The organism is Tepidanaerobacter acetatoxydans Re1 (genome assembly GCF_000328765.2).
Lineage (GTDB): Bacteria > Bacillota > Thermosediminibacteria > Thermosediminibacterales > Tepidanaerobacteraceae > Tepidanaerobacter > Tepidanaerobacter acetatoxydans.
In genome coordinates this window covers 2266822-2286249 of the sequence record NC_019954.2, presented here as the reverse complement: position 1 = coordinate 2286249, position 19428 = coordinate 2266822, and the positions used below count along the sequence as shown (strand labels likewise).

The 19428-nt window shown below is 38.7% G+C and carries 19 protein-coding genes, 2 tRNA genes and 1 pseudogene; 19 read left to right on the top strand and 3 right to left on the bottom strand.

The window, feature by feature from the left end; all coding sequences use genetic code 11:
• The first annotated feature begins 152 nt into the window (after window positions 1-152).
• The 7 genes from fusA (at window position 153) to radA (ending at window position 8741) form a co-directional block, all read left to right on the top strand.
• Window positions 153-2225 (top strand): elongation factor G, encoded by a 2073-nt coding sequence (fusA, locus tag TEPIRE1_RS10900; protein WP_013779226.1) that lies wholly within the window; start codon window positions 153-155, stop codon window positions 2223-2225.
• A 120-nt stretch (window positions 2226-2345) separates the two neighbouring features.
• The gene (locus TEPIRE1_RS10895; protein WP_013779225.1) at window positions 2346-2591 is read left to right on the top strand and encodes a hypothetical protein; all 246 of its coding nucleotides are present in this window, start codon (window positions 2346-2348) and stop codon (window positions 2589-2591) included.
• A 164-nt stretch (window positions 2592-2755) separates the two neighbouring features.
• Entirely contained in the window at window positions 2756-3238 is a 483-nt protein-coding gene (locus TEPIRE1_RS10890; RefSeq protein ID WP_013779224.1) for a CtsR family transcriptional regulator, read from the top strand.
• Window positions 3238-3789, top strand: coding sequence for a UvrB/UvrC motif-containing protein (locus tag TEPIRE1_RS10885; protein WP_013779223.1), 552 nt, complete (start codon window positions 3238-3240; stop codon window positions 3787-3789). The genes TEPIRE1_RS10890 and TEPIRE1_RS10885 overlap by 1 nt, the downstream gene beginning before the upstream one ends.
• 11 nt (window positions 3790-3800) lie before the next feature.
• A complete protein-coding gene (locus tag TEPIRE1_RS10880) occupies window positions 3801-4853 on the top strand; it encodes a protein arginine kinase (protein ID WP_013779222.1) in 1053 nt (350 codons plus the stop codon).
• A 9-nt stretch (window positions 4854-4862) separates the two neighbouring features.
• A complete protein-coding gene (locus TEPIRE1_RS10875) occupies window positions 4863-7304 on the top strand; it encodes an ATP-dependent Clp protease ATP-binding subunit (RefSeq protein WP_013779221.1) in 2442 nt (813 codons plus the stop codon).
• A gap of 93 nt (window positions 7305-7397) precedes the next feature.
• The gene (gene radA / locus TEPIRE1_RS10870) at window positions 7398-8741 is read left to right on the top strand and encodes a DNA repair protein RadA (protein WP_013779220.1); all 1344 of its coding nucleotides are present in this window, start codon (window positions 7398-7400) and stop codon (window positions 8739-8741) included.
• 132 nt (window positions 8742-8873) lie between these two features.
• Here radA and TEPIRE1_RS10865 read toward each other — a convergent pair whose 3' ends face one another.
• Window positions 8874-9269, bottom strand: a complete 396-nt coding sequence (locus TEPIRE1_RS10865; RefSeq protein ID WP_013779219.1) for a nucleoside triphosphate pyrophosphohydrolase family protein — start codon at window positions 9267-9269, stop codon at window positions 8874-8876.
• A gap of 304 nt (window positions 9270-9573) precedes the next feature.
• Between TEPIRE1_RS10865 and TEPIRE1_RS10860 the strand changes: the two genes are divergently transcribed.
• The 7 genes from TEPIRE1_RS10860 to TEPIRE1_RS10830 all read left to right on the top strand — a co-directional run bounded on the left by TEPIRE1_RS10860 (window position 9574) and on the right by TEPIRE1_RS10830 (window position 15558).
• Complete coding sequence (locus TEPIRE1_RS10860) at window positions 9574-10050, top strand: CarD family transcriptional regulator (RefSeq protein WP_013779218.1); 477 nt, start codon at window positions 9574-9576, stop codon at window positions 10048-10050.
• 195 nt (window positions 10051-10245) lie between these two features.
• Entirely contained in the window at window positions 10246-11334 is a 1089-nt protein-coding gene (locus TEPIRE1_RS10855) for a PIN/TRAM domain-containing protein (RefSeq protein ID WP_013779217.1), read from the top strand.
• Window positions 11335-11350: 16 nt separating this feature from the next.
• Complete coding sequence (gene ispD / locus TEPIRE1_RS10850) at window positions 11351-12052, top strand: 2-C-methyl-D-erythritol 4-phosphate cytidylyltransferase (RefSeq protein WP_013779216.1); 702 nt, start codon at window positions 11351-11353, stop codon at window positions 12050-12052.
• A gap of 3 nt (window positions 12053-12055) precedes the next feature.
• Window positions 12056-12535, top strand: a complete 480-nt coding sequence (gene ispF, locus TEPIRE1_RS10845; RefSeq protein WP_013779215.1) for a 2-C-methyl-D-erythritol 2,4-cyclodiphosphate synthase — start codon at window positions 12056-12058, stop codon at window positions 12533-12535.
• 384 nt (window positions 12536-12919) lie between these two features.
• Entirely contained in the window at window positions 12920-13594 is a 675-nt protein-coding gene (gene epsC / locus TEPIRE1_RS10840) for a serine O-acetyltransferase EpsC (protein WP_013779214.1), read from the top strand.
• A gap of 145 nt (window positions 13595-13739) precedes the next feature.
• The gene (gene cysS / locus TEPIRE1_RS10835; protein ID WP_013779213.1) at window positions 13740-15140 is read left to right on the top strand and encodes a cysteine--tRNA ligase; all 1401 of its coding nucleotides are present in this window, start codon (window positions 13740-13742) and stop codon (window positions 15138-15140) included.
• Complete coding sequence (locus TEPIRE1_RS10830; protein ID WP_013779212.1) at window positions 15118-15558, top strand: Mini-ribonuclease 3; 441 nt, start codon at window positions 15118-15120, stop codon at window positions 15556-15558. The genes cysS and TEPIRE1_RS10830 overlap by 23 nt, the downstream gene beginning before the upstream one ends.
• 16 nt (window positions 15559-15574) lie before the next feature.
• Here TEPIRE1_RS10830 and thyX (TEPIRE1_RS14555) read toward each other — a convergent pair whose 3' ends face one another.
• Entirely contained in the window at window positions 15575-15979 is a 405-nt protein-coding gene (thyX, locus tag TEPIRE1_RS14555; RefSeq protein ID WP_462708870.1) for an FAD-dependent thymidylate synthase, read from the bottom strand.
• A gap of 471 nt (window positions 15980-16450) precedes the next feature.
• Window positions 16451-16738: pseudogene (thyX, locus tag TEPIRE1_RS14550) on the bottom strand (FAD-dependent thymidylate synthase); the annotation flags it as partial.
• Between the two features lie 130 nt (window positions 16739-16868).
• On the opposite strand from thyX (TEPIRE1_RS14550), the gene rlmB reads away from it, so the two are divergent.
• The 5 genes from rlmB to TEPIRE1_RS10800 all read left to right on the top strand — a co-directional run bounded on the left by rlmB (window position 16869) and on the right by TEPIRE1_RS10800 (window position 19255).
• The gene (rlmB, locus tag TEPIRE1_RS10820) at window positions 16869-17648 is read left to right on the top strand and encodes a 23S rRNA (guanosine(2251)-2'-O)-methyltransferase RlmB (RefSeq protein ID WP_331704474.1); all 780 of its coding nucleotides are present in this window, start codon (window positions 16869-16871) and stop codon (window positions 17646-17648) included.
• Window positions 17632-18159: an NYN domain-containing protein gene (locus TEPIRE1_RS10815; protein ID WP_013779209.1), complete on the top strand. Its 528-nt coding sequence runs from the start codon at window positions 17632-17634 to the stop codon at window positions 18157-18159. Before rlmB ends, TEPIRE1_RS10815 begins: the two co-directional genes overlap by 17 nt.
• A gap of 88 nt (window positions 18160-18247) precedes the next feature.
• On the top strand, window positions 18248-18910 hold the full coding sequence (gene sigH, locus TEPIRE1_RS10810; RefSeq protein WP_081460123.1) for an RNA polymerase sporulation sigma factor SigH: 663 nt from the start codon (window positions 18248-18250) through the stop codon (window positions 18908-18910).
• Between the two features lie 67 nt (window positions 18911-18977).
• A tRNA-Tyr gene (locus TEPIRE1_RS10805) sits at window positions 18978-19063 on the top strand.
• A gap of 115 nt (window positions 19064-19178) precedes the next feature.
• Window positions 19179-19255 (top strand) — tRNA-Gly (locus TEPIRE1_RS10800).
• Window positions 19256-19428: the final 173 nt, after the last annotated feature.

Sequence of the window (19428 nt, the reverse complement as noted above, 5' to 3'; positions counted from 1 at the left end):
ACAGAAAAATTCGATTGAATTTAAGAATAAACATTTTTCAATAATATATTTAGCAGGAAATCGGTTTATATTAGTAGAATAATATATTAGGCAATATTTATATAATTTTCGGCGGTTCAATATTTCATTTAAAGATAAGGAGGAGATCAGGTTTGAAAAACTATAAAAGTGACATGATAAGGAACATAGGTCTTATTGGTCATAGCGGTTCCGGAAAGACATCCTTGGCCGAAGCTATGCTGTATAATTCAGGCTCCACTGATCGTTTGGGGAAAATTGATGAAGGTAATACGATTTGCGATTATGATCCTGAAGAGATTAAAAGGAGAATTTCTATAAGTAATGCAATTGCTCCTTGTGAATGGAAAGACAACAAGATAAATATTATTGATACTCCTGGATATTTTGATTTTGTAGGTGAAGTAAAAAGCGCTCTTAGAGTGGTTGAAAATGCGGTTATAGCCGTTTGTGCCGTATCCGGTGTTGAAGTAGGCACTGAACAGGTATTTAAATATGCTGAAGATGCAAATCTGCCACGCATATTTTTCATAAATAAAATGGATCGAGAAAACGCAAATTTCAACAAAGTACTCGACCAGATTCGTGAATTTTTTGGTCCTAAGGCGGTTCCTCTACAGCTTCCTATTGGTTCTGAAGCAAATTTCAACGGTATCGTGGATATAGTATCAGAGAAGGCGTATAGTTTTGCTGATAAGAATCTAAAAGAATGTGCAGTCCCTGAAGATTTAAAGGATACCATGGCAAAATACAGATCGGCATTGTTGGAAGCCGTGGCGGAAACAGATGATGATATTTTAATGAAATATTTGGAAGGGGAAGAACTAACCGATACCGAAATTGAAAAAGGATTGCGCAAAGGGATAATTTCGGGAGATATATTTCCTATTCTATGTGGCTCATCTTTGACAAATAAGGGAATTAATCTATTATTGGATGTAATCTGCAATTATGCAGCTTCGCCGCAAGACCGCCCTGATGAAATAGGAGTAAAACCGGGTACAGATGAAGAGATTATAAGAAAATGCAGTGCCGATGAACCTTTTTCAGCGTTAGTATTTAAAACCATGGCAGATCCCTATGTGGGTAAACTGACGTTGTTTAAAGTGTTTTCAGGCAGTGTAAAATCTGATACTTCAGTATATAATGTTACTCAAAACCAAACTGAAAAATTTGGTCAGATTTATGCTTTGAAGGGCAAAAAACAGGAAAATATTACCGAGGTTTTGGCAGGAGACATAGCAGCAGTGGCTAAACTGCAGTATACTACAACCAATGATACTCTGGCAGATAAGGAAAATCCCATATTACTTAAACCTATTGATTTTCCAAAGCCTGTACTGACATTAGCTGCACAGCCTAAGTCATCCGGGGATGAGGATAAGATTTCATCGGGTCTTGCAAGACTTATGGAGGAAGATAAGACTTTTGAAGTTTCAAAGGATCCGGAGACAAGTCAACTCCTTGTTTCCGGCATGGGAGAAATACATCTTGAAGTTTTAGCAGCAAAGCTTGCAAATAAGTTTGGGTCAGAGATTGTACTGGAACCTCCCAAAATTCCATATCGTGAAACTATCCGCGAGACAGTCAAAGTTGAAGGCAAACACAAAAAACAAAGTGGTGGCCGAGGCCAGTATGGCCATGTATGGCTTGAACTTCAACCTACTGATTTAAATGAAGAATTTCAGTTTGAAGATAAAATTTTTGGCGGTGCTGTGCCGAAACAGTATGTGCCTGCTGTTGAAAAAGGAATTAGAGAGGCATTAAAAGAGGGTGTGCTCGCAGGATATCCCATGATAGGCATAAAGGCCATTTTATATGATGGGTCTTTTCACCCGGTTGATTCTTCTGAAATGGCTTTTAAAATTGCAGGCTCAATGGCTTTTAAGAAAGGTGCACTTCAGGCAAAACCGGTGCTTTTAGAGCCTATTATGGATTTAACGGTGGTTGTACCCGAAAATTTCATGGGCGATATTATTGGAGATTTAAATAAGCGCCGCGGCAGAGTGCTTGGCATGGATCAGAAGGATGGTATGCAGCATATTAAAGCACAGGTACCTATGTCGGAAATACTTCGTTATGCTACTGACCTGCGTTCGATGACACAAGGCAGAGGTTCCTTTGTGTCGACCTTCAGCCATTATGAAGAAGTACCTGCGATGATTGCAGAAAAAATAATAGCTGAAACTAAAAACAATAAGGAGTAATTTTTCCATAATATGTGTCCTCCATTCTTGAATTTAAGTTTTGCTTTAAGGAAAAGCTTAAATATAAGAAAGTATATGACCGGATAAAAACCGGTTCAGACATTAAAAGGAGGACACAGTATGGCAAAATCCCAAAAAAGAGTGCGCAAAAAAATGCACACAAACTCCAAATCAAACGACGATAGAAATGCTGTTGGGAAAAAAGTTGATAACACTATAGAAGATCGACTTACTGATGATACGATGTACGGTGAGATAATTCCAAGCTTGATGGGATGGATTTCGCCTGAAAATCAAGAACAAAGAACTAATCGCCTTATGGAGATTTCTGAAGAAATAACAGCTTTAAAGAAAAAAAGGAAATAGTACAACAAGGGAGGACAGAGAGTCTTCCCTTGCATTTTTTGTAACAAATTTAATTGTGATTAATGCTTGCATATTTTTCTAAGGTGAAATATAATATAAGTAAAGGTCAGAGAAAGTCAATAACATTTTAGAAGCAAATCATATCCTTGAGAGAGGAGGATATTATGGCAAATCTTTCAGATATGATTGAGGATTTTATTAAGGAAATGTTTGATGATATGCCGGAAGGAATTCTTGAAATACAAAGGAATGAGATGGCAAATCAGTTTCAGTGTGCTCCGTCTCAGATAAATTATGTCCTTACAACTCGCTTCACCTTAGAGCGCGGCTATTTTGTTGAAAGCCGCCGAGGTGGCGGAGGATATATTAGGATTAAAAAGTTAAAAATAAGAGAAGATGAATTTTTAAGAGATGTCATTGAATGTATTGGCGATTCCATTTCCGGCTCCGATGCGAAAGCCATTATTGAGAGGCTGTGGGAAGAGGATGTAATAACAGACAGGGAAAAAGAAATCTTATGTGCTACAGTCAGTAAATGCAATTTACCACTAAGTTCTTCTGACCGTAACTTAATTAGAGCACGGATTATGAAAGCCGTGATTACAACTATAATGGACTTTGAAGCTAGAAAAGGGGGAGAAGAATAATGCTGTGTGAAGAATGTCAGATGAGACCGGCAACGATTCACATTACTAAAATAGTTAATAATGAAAAATTTCAAGTGCACCTTTGTGAGGTATGTGCAAAGCAGAAACACATCTCGCTTCCAACGGGTTTTAGCGTCTTAGGATTTGATGATGCCGGTTTTTCAGTAGGCAAACTGCTTTCAAGTTTCTTTGAACCGACAGAGCAAAGTCTTACTAATGCTATGGATAATGCTAAATGCAGCAGATGCGGCTTGAGCTTTGATAATTTTATTCAGACCGGCCGCTTTGGATGCAGCCAGTGTTATAATACATTTAAAGATCAAATGAATCCATTGCTGCGTAGAATACATGGCAAGACTTATCATGTTGGAAAAGTGCCTAGAAGGACCGGAGGGCAACTTAGGATACAGCATGAAATCAATCGGTTAAAAGGAGAACTCCAAGAAGCCGTAAATGCAGAAGAATATGAACGTGCAGCGGTAATACGGGATAAAATAAAGCAACTGGAACAAAGTAAAAACGCTGAAAATAAAGATAAAGATACAGAATAGGAGATGGTCGAATGGGTATAGAAAATCTCATGGAGCCTTCTAATATTAAGTGGATAAGTTCACCCGGACCTGACAGTGATATAGTTATAAGCAGCAGAGTTAGACTTGCACGCAATATAAATGATATCCCATTTCCTCATCTTCTACCTGAACAAGAGGCCAAGACTATCATAAAGAATGTACACGAAACCTTAAGAGCAGATGCAAATTTAGGGCAGAATATTGAATTATACAATATGGCAGAACTGCCCGAGGAACACAAAATACTGCTTTCGGAAATGCATCTTATCAGTCCGGATTTGGCTTCTTCAAAAAATGGTGCAGTTATTGTTAATCAGGATGAAACAATAAGCATAATGATAAATGAAGAAGATCATTTGAGAATACAGGTCATGCTTCCGGGATTGCAGTTAGATGAAGCATTTAAAGAAATAGATAAGATCGATGATTTACTTGAAGCAAAACTCGATTTTGCCTTTGATGAAAAAATAGGCTATCTTACAGCTTGCCCGACTAATGTAGGAACCGGCATGAGGGCATCGGTAATGATGCATTTGCCGGTGCTTACAATGATGGATCAGATGGGGCAGATATTTGCTACCATATCTCAAGTGGGTTTGGTAGTTCGAGGCATCTATGGAGAAGGGTCGCAGGCCAAAGGCAATCTATACCAGATATCTAACCAGATAACCTTAGGCAAATCAGAAGAGGATATAATTCAGAATGTAATGGGTGTAACCCGTCAGATATTAATGAGTGAACGCAAAATTAGGGAGAATTTATCCGGTGAAGCTCGAGTCCGTTTAGAGGATAGAATACTAAGATCTTATGGCATATTGACAAATGCCAAAATTATTTCATCACAGGAAGCCTTAGCATATATATCTGATGTAAAATTAGGTGTTGATATGGGGATTATAAAGGATTTAGAGCCATTGGTTTTGAATAGTTTGTTTATTACAACCGGTCCGGCCTATATCCAGGGAATATCGAATACTGAAATGTCACCGGTGGAACGGGATTTATATAGGGCGGACTTTATAAGACAAAAAATAAGAAAATGAGGTGAAATTATGAACGGAAGATTTACTGAACGAGCTCAAAAAGTAATTGCCTATGCACAGGAAGAAGCTAGACGTCTTAATCATAACGTAGTGGGCACTGAGCATTTACTTTTGGGTCTGTTAAGAGAAGGTGAAGGAGTTGCTGCCAGGGCTTTGATTAATCTTGGTGTAGATGCAGATAAAGTAAGAAGTCAGGTAGAGATGATGATAGGAGTAGGGCCCTTTCCGATACAGGGACCTATCGGTTATACACCCAGAGCAAAGAGAGTAATGGAGCTTGCTATAGATGAATCCAGGAGATTAGGTCATAACTATGTAGGTACTGAACATATCTTACTTGGTCTTATTCGAGAAGGTGAAGGAGTTGCGGCACAGGTATTGGCTAATTTGGGCGTAAGCTTGGATAAAGCTCGTGAAGAAGTTTTGAACCTGTTAGTGGATTCAAAGGCCCAAGGAAGTTATAAGAAATCAGCCAATACTCCAACACTCAATCAGTTTGGCAGAGACCTTACAGAACTGGCTGCTGAGGGTAAGCTTGATCCGGTGGTGGGACGCGAGAAGGAAATCGAACGGGTGATACAAGTTCTTACCCGCCGCACTAAGAACAACCCCTGTCTTATAGGCGAGCCGGGTGTAGGAAAAACTGCTGTGGTGGAAGGGCTTGCACAACAGATTATCGAACAAAATGTACCTGAGATTTTAAAGGATAAAAGAGTAGTAAGTCTTGATATGGCATCATTGGTTGCCGGAACTAAATTTCGCGGTGAGTTTGAAGAGCGCCTCAAAAAAGTAATGACAGAAATAAAGCAAGCGGGGAATGTCATACTTTTTATTGATGAGATGCATACGATTATAGGGGCCGGTGCTGCCGAAGGAGCTATCGATGCTTCAAATATACTCAAACCGGCTCTGGCTCGAGGCGAAATTCAAACAATTGGCGCCACAACTATCGACGAATATAGAAAATATGTGGAGAAGGACCCGGCACTGGAGCGTCGTTTTCAACCCATTATGGTGGAGGAACCGACAGTGGAAGAAACCATACAGATACTAAAAGGCTTGAGAGATAGATATGAGGCACATCATCGTGTTAAAATCTCCGATGAAGCGATTGAAGCTGCTGCAAAACTTTCTTACAGATATATTACCGACAGGTTTTTACCTGACAAAGCCATTGACTTGATTGACGAGGCAGCTTCTCGAGTGCGCTTAAAGACACTTACGGCTCCACCTGAGCTTCGCGAGATGGAAGATAAACTAGAAGCTATCCGAAAGGAAAAAGATGCGGCCATAAGAGCACAAGAGTTTGAAAAAGCAGCAAGCCTTAGAGATAAGGAACAAGAAGTCAAGGCAGAGGTGGAAAAATTAAAAGAGTTATGGCAAAAAGACTATAAATTTGAGAACTCTACTGTAAAAGAGGAAGATATTGCACATATTGTTGCAATTTGGACGGGAATACCTGTTAAACGCTTAACGGAAGAAGAGTCAGAGCGTCTGCTGAAATTGGAAGAAGTTTTGCATAATAGAGTCATAGGTCAGGACGAAGCTGTAAAGGCTGTTGCAAAAGCTATACGGAGGGCTTATGCCGGCCTTAAAGACCCTGCAAGACCTATAGGTTCGTTTATATTCTTAGGACCTACGGGAGTAGGCAAGACAGAATTGGCAAGGGCTTTAGCCGATGCAATGTTTGGCGATGAAGATGCCATGATCAGGCTGGATATGTCTGAATACATGGAGAAATTTGCTGTATCTCGAATTGTCGGCGCTCCTCCGGGATATGTGGGATATGAAGAGGGCGGCGAACTAACTGAAAAAGTTCGGCGCAGACCTTATTCGGTTATACTTTTTGACGAAATAGAAAAGGCTCATCCGGATGTTTTCAACATTCTTTTGCAAATTCTTGAGGACGGCAGGTTAACTGACGCAAAAGGTCGAACTGTAGATTTTAGAAATACTATACTCATCATGACTTCTAATGTTGGTGCAAATCTTATACAAAAACCGAAGGTATTAGGTTTTGCTCCGGTGCAGGAAGAAGAAAAGAGCTATGCTGAAATGAAGGATATGGTTTTAAATGAACTTAAGAGAACATTTAAGCCTGAATTTCTAAACCGCATAGATGAGATTATAGTTTTCCATCCTCTCAGTGAGGAACATATTCGAGAAATAGTTACTCTTATGATTGATGAGGTTAACAGAAGACTTACCGAAAAGCAAATTTCCATTGAGGTTACTGACAAGGCTAAAGATGTGTTGGCCAAAGAGGGTTATGATCCCATGTATGGCGCAAGGCCGCTTCGCCGTGTAATTCAAAAGAGAATTGAAGACAGACTTTCTGAAGAAATGTTAAAAGGCAGTATTACAGATGGTGATGTGGTATTAGTTGATGTTGACGAGGATGAGAAAGAGTTCACATTTAAGAAAAAAGAGCTTACAACAACTAAATTTTAATTTTAATGCTTGACATAAGGCAGCAAAGGCAACCTTTACCTAAAAAGGCCTTAGCTGCCTTTCTTCTGCCTAAAGCTTGAGGGGGAGAATACTTTGAAAGAGAAGAAAAGATTTATATGCCAGCAGTGTGGTGCTGTTACACCAAAGTGGATGGGACGTTGTCCTGAATGCGACAGTTGGAACAGCATTGTGGAGGAAAAGGTTTTACCTGTTGAGAAGGTATCCGGAGTATATAAAAGCCCGTTGAATTTAAAGGATATAATTTATTCCGAAGATGAGAGGATTTTAACATCAATAGATGAATTAGATCGCGTATTAGGCGGGGGAATCGTCCCCGGCAGTCTTGTTTTAGTTGGCGGGGATCCAGGAATCGGTAAGTCCACTCTTATGTTGCAGATTTGCGGCAATTTAAGCAAAAAAACAAGTGTACTTTATGTGTCCGGTGAGGAATCGGAAAAACAAATAAAACTTAGGGCAGATAGATTGGGAATTAAAGATGGTGCTTTATATATACTGGCTGAAAACGATATGAACATAATTGAGATGGCAATTAAGGAATTACGGCCGGATGTTGCAATTATTGACTCAATACAGACCGTGTATTTTCCAGAACTTTCATCAGGCCCCGGAAGTGTAAGCCAAATAAGAGAAGCAACTGTTAAATGCCTGAGGATTGCCAAAGAAACAGGTTCTGCCATATTTATTATAGGGCATGTTACCAAGGAAGGCAGTTTGGCAGGTCCTAAGCTGCTTGAACATATGGTGGATTCTGTCCTTTATTTTGAGGGTGAAAGATATCATTCTTATAGGCTTTTAAGGTCTGTGAAAAACCGGTTTGGGTCAACAAATGAGATAGGTATTTTTGAAATGAGGGATAAAGGTCTGGTAGAAGTGAGTAGCCCGTCAAAGTATTTACTTTCCGGTAAGCCGAAAGATACTGCGGGGTCGGCGGTAGTGTGCGTTTTAGAAGGAACCAGACCTCTTTTGGTAGAGGTCCAAGCTCTGGTATCTCGGTCAGGTTTTAACCTGCCCAGGAGGCAGACATCCGGTATCGATTATAATCGCGCAGCTCTTTTAATAGCGGTTTTAGAAAAAAAATTAGGATTTATGTTAGCTCAAGAAGATATATTTATAAATGTAGCAGGAGGAATAAAAATAGAGGAGCCCGGAGCTGATTTAGCGGTAGAATTAGCCGTTGCGTCCAGCTTTAAAAACCGTCCGGTGATGGAAGATACCGTCATAATCGGTGAAGTGGGCCTGGCTGGAGAAGTAAGAGCTGTAAGCCATGTTGAAAAAAGGGTTCAGGAAGCAGCTAAACTGGGGTTTTCAAAAGCTATCATTCCTTATGAAAATGCCATAGACATGCAAAAATCCCCAAAAATAAAGATTGAAGGCATAAAAAATGTTAAGGAAGCTGTTGAAATAGGTCTAAAATAAAAAAGAGAGTGTCTTAAACACTCTTTTTTGCCTATTTGTATGAAAAGCCAAAAATTGTTTAGAAATCACAATAACACTTGAGATGCGGCAGCTGCTTGCATTTAAAGCGCAAAACATAGTATTTGCCACTTTTTACGACAGGTTGTATATTCCCAGTGTCGATAGTTTTTCATTTTCGTTGCAGATGATATCTTTCATGTTAAGGCCTAAGATGTTGCAAAGTGCTGCGAGATAAAAAAGATGATTTCCTATTTCCTGTTCTATTATTTCCTTACAATCATCACAAAGTTTTCCTTGAACATGAGTATCCATATATGATACCAATTCATAAAGACTTATCTCGGCGGGGACTTGCTGTTTTTTTGCATTAATTTGTATGCAACCACAGCTTGTTACTGATTTAGATACGGCACGATTAACCCTAGCAGAAGTTTCGTTAATCTTGGTAAGTACATCTATAATACTTTTGTGTCTTACTAAACAGCCGGCAACAGTATCTTGAAATTTTTCCAAGCCAAGGTCTTTCACTTGGATTCCCCCTTGTAATAGTATGTCTGACTCTATTATAGTCATCTGCTATATAGTTTGTCAAATGAAAGCTAAATATAAATATTGTTAATTGCAATCCTTATTTATAAAGCTAATTTCTGCTGTTTAATGAGATGGGAGTGGAAGTTACTGCTTTATTTTAACTTGCATTTAGCGAAGTAAGAAAAAATTTAAAATAGCATTGACACATTTGATGCCTTGTAGTATAATTAAAATTTCAATTGACAAAATCCTCAAAATATGTTATTATATCACTATATATATCTTGAGGAGGAACGCATGGATGTTCAATATTGGAGATAAAGTTGTTTATCCAATGCATGGAGCAGGAGTAATAGAAGCTATAGAGGAAAAAGAGATACTTGGTGAAAAGCAAAAATATTATATTATGCGGATGCCCATAGGCGATATGAAAGTTATGATACCTTTAAACAACATAGAGGATATAGGAGTTCGACAGGTAGTCGGGGATGAGGAGATAAGTGAGGTATTTAACATTTTACGCGGAGAAAAGAGCAAAATGTCTTCCAACTGGAACCGCCGTTACAGAGCGAACATGGATAAAATAAGAAGCGGGAATATATTCCAAGTAGCAGAGGTAGTCAGGAATTTATCACTTAGAGATAAAGAAAAAGGACTTTCGACCGGCGAACGTAAGATGCTTGAAAATGCAAAACATATACTTGTAAGCGAGATAGTGCTAAGTAAAAACATACAGGAAGATGAAGCGCTTCAAATGATTGAAAATGCATTCATTTGAAGCGCATTTTTATTTTTGTATATTATAAAACTAGAATAATTTAATATATGTTTGAAATTGCGCTTCGACAGAAGCCTTTATTTTGCCATAAATTTACTTGATGGTGTGGATTTAATTGTTTTTTTATTATATAATTATTGGAAAGTAAAATAAAAATCATTATAATGATTATAATTTAAACAGGAGGTGACATTATTGGCGAATAAAGCCGCACGAATTATTATTACAATTGCTGGTTTTGCTATTGGATTTCAGATTATGTTCTTGATTCTTTATTTTAATAGCTATCTTGGTTTTTTTCGTTTGGACTATCTTCCTACTCTTGCTGTTGAGCTTGTAGGTGCACTTATTATTGGAATCATTTTTTATTTTTTAAGTCCACGTATTATTAATACCTGCATAAAGGCTAAAGATTGGATTGAAAACAAACTGCAAACGACGCCTATGCAGGACATATTATATGGATTTTTAGGCACTGTAATGGGGCTTTTGCTTGCGAATCTTTTTACACGAGCGTTTCTTGGCATACCTTGGATAGGTGGGTATATCCCTATTATATTTAACATTATAATGGCCTATTTGGGTGCGAGTATTGCTCTCAAGAAAAAAGATGAACTTTCGAACATCATTTCATCTTCCCTAGGGACTTTACAAAAGAAGAAGAAAAAACCGGCTGTTATAAATTTGGTAAAACCTAAAATATTAGATACAAGTGTAATTATAGACGGTCGTATAGCAGATATTTGTCGAACGGGTTTTATTGAAGGGACTTTAGTTATTCCGGGATTTGTGCTGGAAGAGTTAAGACATATCGCCGATTCTTCAGATGGCCTCAAGAGAAATCGAGGCAGAAGAGGTTTGGATATTTTAAATAAGATACAGAAGGAACTTGATATAGAAGTTGAGATTTATGAAGGGGATTTTGATGATATAGCCGAAGTGGACAGCAAGTTGGTGAAACTTGCTCAGATTCTTGAAGGATGTATCATTACCAATGATTTCAACCTGAACAAAGTGGCTGAATTTCAAAAGGTAAAGGTGCTCAATATCAATGAACTTGCTAATGCTGTGAAACCAGTGGTACTCCCCGGCGAGGAAATGATGGTTCAGGTTATTAAAGATGGTAAAGAAATGGGTCAAGGTGTGGCCTATCTTGATGACGGAACTATGATAGTGGTGGACGGGGGGAAAAAATATATTGGGGATACCATAGAAGTGGTAGTTACCAGTGTGCTCCAAACCGCTGCCGGAAGGATGATATTTGCAAAGCCGAAATCCTTATAACTTGAGGTGAATGTTTATGCAGGTGAGTGCTGTAATAGCTGCGGGCGGCCATGGAAAACGTATGAACAGCAGTGTTAGTAAGCAATTTCTAACAATAAAAGGTCATCCGATACTCTACTATACTTTAAATAAATTTGAAAAGATGGATGTTATAAGTTCGATTGTGCTGGTAACAGGTGTAGATGATATGGATTACACCAGAAATGAAATAATCCGAAAATATGGATTTAAAAAAGTAAAACTAGTTGAAGGCGGCAAAGAACGCCAAGATTCTGTTTATAACGGTTTGAGAGAACTCTCTCCTCAAACCGATATTGTTGTTATACATGACGGCGTAAGACCATTTGTTCCGATAAAGCTCATAGAAAAAAGCATAACTGCTGCAATAAAGTATAAAGCAGTTGGTGTGGCTGTGCCGGTAAAAGATACCATTAAAATTGTCGGCGACGGCAATACAATAAAAAGCACACCTGACCGTAAAACCCTTTGGTCCATTCAAACACCGCAAACTTTCAAGTATGACCTTATTCTGGCAGCTTATGAAAAGGCCATAAGCGAAGGCTTTTATGGGACAGATGATACGGTCTTGGTGGAACGCATGGGATTGTCTGTTAAAATTATCGAAGGTGCTTATGAAAATATTAAAATTACTACGCCGGAAGATATAATTTTTGCCGAAGCCTTTGTGGCTCTAGGATTTGGAGATTTCAGGAGGTAAGGTATGAGAATTGGCTTGGGTTTTGATGTCCATAAACTTGTAGCAGGTAGGAAGCTTGTGCTGGGCGGTGTGATAATTCCATTTGAAAAGGGATTATTGGGGCACTCGGACGCAGATGTGCTGGTTCATGCCATAAACGATGCCTTGTTGGGAGCTGCGGCTTTGGGAGATATAGGCAAGCACTTTCCCGATAATGATCCAATATATAAGGATATAAGCAGCCTGATATTGCTTAAAAAGGTAAAAGAACTTTTAAGCGATGCAGGGTATCAAGTTGTCAATATCGATTCGGTAATATGCGCTCAAAAACCAAAACTGTCTCCTTATATTGATAATATGTGCAAAAATATTGCGGATACTCTTGAAGTGGATATAGATAGAATCAATATAAAGGCTACCACCACGGAAGAATTAGGTTTTGAAGGCCGAGGTGAAGGCATTTCTGCACAAGCTATATGTATGATTGAAAAATATAAATTTTAGCAGATACTTGACTTTAGACTAGAAATTTAATAGTATATAAACAAAATAAAAAATAGCGAAGCGTTGAAGGGATTTGTAGGCTTGACACCCCTTGCAGAGAGAAACCGTCACCGGCTGAAAGCGGTTTTAAGGAAGACAAGACCGAAATTGCACCCCAGAGCTCATACCTTGAATCAAGTAGAGGTTATGCGGCTGTAGCCGTTAAAGCTGAAGTTATAAGACAGAGTGGAACCGCGAGTCCTTCGCCTCTGATGAGGCGAAGGACTTTTTGGTATTTATTGCAAGATTGATATAGCTCCGTCGAAGGGAGCGCTCTTTAACCATTCAGGAGAGTATCTGTAATCACATAGAAAAATGAAAAAACGAAAATAGGAGGTAAGCAGAATGTTAGATACTATAAAACAGGACATAAGGGTTGTCTTTGAACGGGATCCCGCTGCCAAAAGCGTAGTAGAGATTGTATTGTGCTATCCGGGCTTTCATGCAATTTTACTGCATCGCATTGCTCACAGCCTTTATAAGCATAATTTGATTCTAATAGCCAGGCTCATTTCACAGATAAATCGTTTTTTGACGGGGATTGAAATTCATCCGGGCGCAAAAATAGGCAAAGGATTCTTCATAGACCATGGTATGGGTGTAGTTATAGGTGAAACGACCGAAATAGGTGATAACGTGACACTGTATCAGGGAGTAACCCTAGGCGGCACCGGTAAGGACAAAGGTAAACGGCATCCAACATTAGGTAATAATATCGTTGTGGGATCGGGCGCAAAAGTTCTGGGGCCTGTAAAAATCGGCGATAATTCTAAGATCGGGGCCGGAGCTGTTGTATTAAAAGATGTGCCTTCTAATTCTACAGTGGTAGGAATACCAGGTAAAGCGGTAGTTCGCCAAAATATAGACTTTGCCGATACAGATTTTACCAAGGTCGATTTAAATCATCACCTTCTTCCGGACCCGGTAGCAGACATGATGAGGAGTTTGCAGAAAAAGATAGAAACTTTAGAAATGAGGATTGCGTTTTTAGAAAAGGAACTTAACTCAAAAACAGGATAAACCAATATTCATATTTCAAAGTAGCAACTGAATATGGCAGGCAAATACTACATTTTATAATAAAGACCTTTATTGTTCTAATCTAATAGGTGCAGGTGTGTTCAAAGACCGCCCTTTAGAAATTTTATGTGGAGGGAATATTCAAATGCTAATATACAATACACTTACAAGAAAAAAAGAAGAATTTGTACCATTAGAAGATAATCATGTAAAAATGTATACATGCGGTCCGACGGTCTACGATTTTTTTCACATTGGTAATGCGCGAGTTTTTATTACATTTGACATGGTCAGAAACTATTTAAAATTTCGCGGCTATGATGTGACATTTGTCCAAAACTTCACTGATATTGATGACAAAATGATAAAAAGGGCAAATGATGAAGGTATAACTGTAAAAGAATTGGGAGAGCGCTTTATAGGAGAATATTTTCACGACGCTGATACACTAGGGATAACGCGGGCGGACGTCCATCCTAGAGCAACTGAGCATATTGATGAAATAATTGATTTAATAAAGATTTTGGTAGAAAAGGGATATGCCTATGAAGTAAATGGTGATGTCTACTACAAAACCAGCAGATTTAAAGACTATGGAAAACTTTCACATCAGAACATCGATGAATTGAAGGCTGGTGCTCGAATTGAACCCGGAGAACAGAAAAAAGATCCGATAGATTTTGCATTGTGGAAAGCGCAGAAGCCAGGAGAACCAGCGTGGGACAGCCCTTGGGGAAAGGGGCGTCCGGGATGGCATATTGAATGTTCGGTCATGGCTATGAAGTATCTGGGAGAAACCATTGACATACACGGCGGCGGTCCTGACCTTATTTTTCCTCATCATGAAAATGAGATTGCTCAAAGTGAAGCTGCTACCGGGAAGCCTTTCGCACGATTTTTTATGCACGTTGGATATCTCAATATCAATAATCAAAAAATGTCTAAATCCCTCGGGAATTTTTTTACGGTTCGCGATATATTAAAAACCTATGATCCCGAAGTTTTGAGATTTTTCATGCTATCATCACACTATCGAAATCCTATTAATTTTAGTCAGGATTTAATGGAGCAGGCTAAAAACTCATTGGAACGCCTGCACAATGCCATATACAGCATGGAACACCTTGAAAGCGTAGCGCAGGACAAAGATCTTGCAGAGGATGATGAGAAGTATCTAAACAAGCTTGAGACTAATAAGAATGAATTTATAAAAGCAATGGATGATGATTTTAACACTGCCGATGCAATTGCCTCTCTCTTTAACATAGTAAGGGAATATAACATGTTTGTTGACGAGAATTCTCCTAAAAAACTTATAGTCGATACAAAAGATGCAATACTTACTTTGGGAAGTGTGCTGGGGCTTTTTAGAAAATTTATGGAAAAGACCTTATTAGATGAAGAAATTGAGCAAAAAATAATAGAAAGAGAGCAAGCCAGGAAGGAAAAAAACTATGCACTTGCTGATAAAATCCGCGATGATCTGAAAGCTCAAGGAATAATTTTAGAGGATACACCGGCGGGTGTTCGCTGGAAACGGCTGTAGAAACCAAGGAGGGATAATTATTTCAGATAATATTGACGGCAAATTAGATGCAAATTCGCTATCGGCATTGGCTTTGGCCTTTGTAGGAGATTCGGTGTTTGACTTATTTATTAGGACAATGCTGGTTGGAAGCGGCAAAAAAGTAAGAGACCTTCACAAGGAAGCTGTGGGCTATGTGAAGGCCTCTGCACAAGCTGCTATCTTGAAGGCACTGGAACCAAAACTTACCTCAGAAGAAAGAGATATCGTAAGAAATGCTAGAAATGCCAAGGTTAATACGATTCCAAAACATGCCGATATTATGGAATATCATTACAGCACTGCTTTTGAGGCACTGCTGGGGTATCTTTACCTTACCGGACAAAACCGGCGTTTAAATGAAATCTTGCTGTTGGCATATAATAAAGACCTGCAATAGTTTGAATATCTTAACCCTATTTTGATGGCGGATACTTGCCGCAGCCAAAATCACCTTCAGGGCAGTATCCCAATTTTTCACATGGAGCTCCAGCCTTTTCAAAAAGGCTTGGAGCAATTTTTTTAACCTCAGCCAGCATTAAATTTGCCAATTGCCGAATTTCTGTTTGAGCGCGCTCACAACAGCGCAAGTTAAAGAAATTATACAAGCTTCTTACATTCATTGTCATAACTAACCTTGTCTGAGTGCCAAGGGGCAGTATGTACCTTGCATCTTCCTGGTCGATACCGGCCCTAATCAAGTCAATATAGTGTTTTTTGCAGGCATCAAGGCCTTTGATATATGTAAGCAATGCTTTTGTACTTTTCGAGATACTTTCTGGAGCCATAGCATAGTACTTCTGATCAATAAAATTCTGCATAATTGACAGGATTTCCTCATTAAGCTGTGCGTTTTTATTGCAAAAACCAAGGAGTTTGTCCTCGCTGTAAAGAGAGACGGCAAAATCCAGATTTCCATAGATATATCTTACAAAATTTAAAGCAGATTCGTTTTTTATTAATAATTTTGTATCACTCGAAATAATATTAAAATGAGTATCCCTAAGTATAGATTCAAGTTCTAGAGGAAAAGCAATAGAAAATCCCGGATTATCCGGACTTTCAGATAACATCCCTGCTCCGTCAAAAATCCCGCGAATATATGATGGCTTATGCAAATCAATAATATTTTCCGGTGTTTGGCCCTTTATATGATTTTTTTCTATAAGAGATGGATTAACATTGACTTTCTGACCTGATAATTTAGTAGCCAGTAAGAGTCCTTCCAGGTAACTTACATTCTCAGATGTAGAATCATCATCGGAAACTTCCAGTGATATCTCTTCATCAAAAGGATTATTGTATCTTAGGCTTTGAACTGAATAAGATGCGATGCGATGCCGCGTAATCTGAGCCAATAGAGTGCGGCTTACCCCGTCTATGGCAAAAGTGAAACTCACATGTTCCATAGGAGACATATGCCCCATATCCATAAGTTTTTTAATAAATGATGTGGCTTTTTCCTGGCTGAAATTTTCCATTATTTGCGTTGCACTGATTTTGGAATAACAAAGACGTGCTGCAGCCGCCACGGTTTTTTCCGGTTCAGGTGTATGAGCTAAAATTGTAACTTTCATCAAACCAGCCTCCTTGACTTTTTTGGAAAATTAAAATATCATTTGTACAAACCTTTTCTAATTATATCATATAACGATATCGCACCGCAGCAAAGTTGCGATTAAAAAAGAAATAACACCAATAAAATGATAAATTACTACACAGCAGGAGCTGATTAAGATTAACGATGATCAGATAGAAGGCAGAAATTCGGTATGGGAAGCTTTACAAGCAGGTAGACCTATAAATAAGATTTATATAAAAAAAGGCGAGTATCATGGACTGATAAGGGATATAATTGAAAAAGCAAGGAATACCGGTGTTCCGATTTCGGAAATAGATGAGGCGGCTTTTTTATCAATGGCTAAAACAGCAGGGCATCAGGGAATTTTAGCTAAAGTTGCGTCTAAAGACTATTACAGCGTTGAAGATATCTTGAAAACCGCACGGGATTTAGATGAAGACCCATTCATTCTGATTTTAAATGAACTTACAGATCCCCAAAACCTCGGAAGCATTATCCGCACCGCTGACGGAATGGGAGCACATGGCATAATAATACCAAAAAACAGAGCATGCGGCATAACTCCAACGGTTGCAAAGATATCTTCCGGAGCCGTTGAATACGTCAAAGTAGCTCGAGTTACCAACATAGCGAGGACTATAGATGAACTTAAAAAAGAAGGATTATGGATAATTGGTGCCGATGCCGAAGGAAAGAATTATTTTGAAGTAGATCTTACAGGTTCGATTGCTCTTGTTATAGGTGGTGAAGACAAGGGGCTTGGTAAACTGGTAAAACAAAAGTGCGATATCTTGGTGCGAATTCCTTTAAGAGGCCGGATAACCTCACTTAATGCTGCTGTAGCCGCATCAATACTAGGATACGATATACTCAGACAAAGGATAACAAGCCATGGACAAACAATCTAGCGAGTATCTATTGGTGGATGGTTATAATATAATTAACGCATGGCCTGAGCTGATTGATGAAGCAAAGAAAATCGACTTAGGGTCGGCCCGAGATAAGTTGATAGACATCATGGCAGATTATTCGGCATTTACAGGAACTTTTGTAGTAATAGTTTTTGACGCACATCAGGTTGATAAAAACAGAAGAACCAGTTATACCATCAATGGTGTTGAGGTTGTTTATACAAAAGAAGGCGAAACTGCCGACCATTATATAGAAAAAGTTGTAGATGCTATTGGCCGGCAGGAAAAAGTAAGAGTAGCTACTTCTGATTGGATAGAACAACAGATAGTAATGGGCAGAGGAGCTCATCGCATTTCGGCCAGGGAATTATATGAAGAGGTAAATAATATAAGGGCAAAACGGCAGACTATGGGGAAAAGCAAAACAAAGGAAAAAGAGACTTTGGCAGATATAATTGATCCAAAACTAAAAGAACGCCTGGAAAAACACATAATAGACCTAGACTAATAAAAATAGGCGAGCTTAATGCTTGACTACTGTAAGGGAAATAGGCTATAATAACATTTGTAATGGCTTACTGTTCTTTTAAAAATTCATGGGGGCGATTTTATTGAATATCGGGCTTCCTAAAGAGGAATATCTGCTTTTTGATGATATGACCGATGAAGAGATAGTATGTGAAGCTACAAATGGTGACCACGAGGCCCTAGAATACCTTATCAATAAGTACAAGAATTTTGTCAAATCTAAAGCAAGATCTTATTTTTTAATAGGTGCGGATCGCGAAGATATTATCCAAGAAGGAATGATTGGCCTTTATAAAGCTATAAGAGATTTTAATCCTGAAAGGCTGTCCTCTTTCAGAGCTTTTGCAGAACTTTGCATAACAAGGCAAATCATCACCGCAATTAAAACGGCTACCCGCCAAAAACACATTCCCCTTAATTCATATGTTTCGCTTAACAAACCACTTTATGATGAAGATTCCGATAGAACATTACTGGATATACTTTCTGGTGTAAAAATTTCTGACCCCGAAGAGCTTATAATCAGTCAAGAAGAGTTTGAAGAGATTGAGGATAAAATGGGGGAAATCTTGAGTAAATTGGAATGGCAGGTGTTAATGGCGTATCTTGGAGGCAAATCCTATCAGGAAATTGCAAAAGACCTTAAACGTCATGTTAAATCAATTGACAATGCGCTCCAACGAGTAAAGCGGAAACTGGAAAGGTTTCTTGAAGTTCGGGATATAGGCTAATTAGTTGTAACTGTTATGACCTTTTGTTGATTAAAGTTAACTTTGTTTTTATAATAAAAATTATTATGGAGAGATTCCCGAGTTGGCCAAAGGGGGCAGACTGTAAATCTGCTGGCAGCGCCTTCGGTGGTTCGAATCCACCTCTCTCCACCATAATAGTGAATAGAGGACAGTGGGTAGTGGAAAGGTTCGGAAGGCAACAATCGACGCAGGAGAATCAAAAGTTTTTAATTCCGGCATCCGACATTATTACCCACATCTGAAATGTGCGGGAATAGCTCAGTTGGCTAGAGCGTCAGCCTTCCAAGCTGAATGTCGCGGGTTCGAATCCCGTTTCCCGCTCCAGTATTGAATTCTAAAAGCTGTAATACTTATAAGTATTACAGCTTTTAAAGTAAAACGAGCTTATTTTCTGTATATAGGTAATATCAATAAGAAATATATTGATAAAAGTGTAATTTCTTCATAAACCGCTATGGCAGTAGGTCGAGAAGAATTAAAGAAGGGTGCATAATACA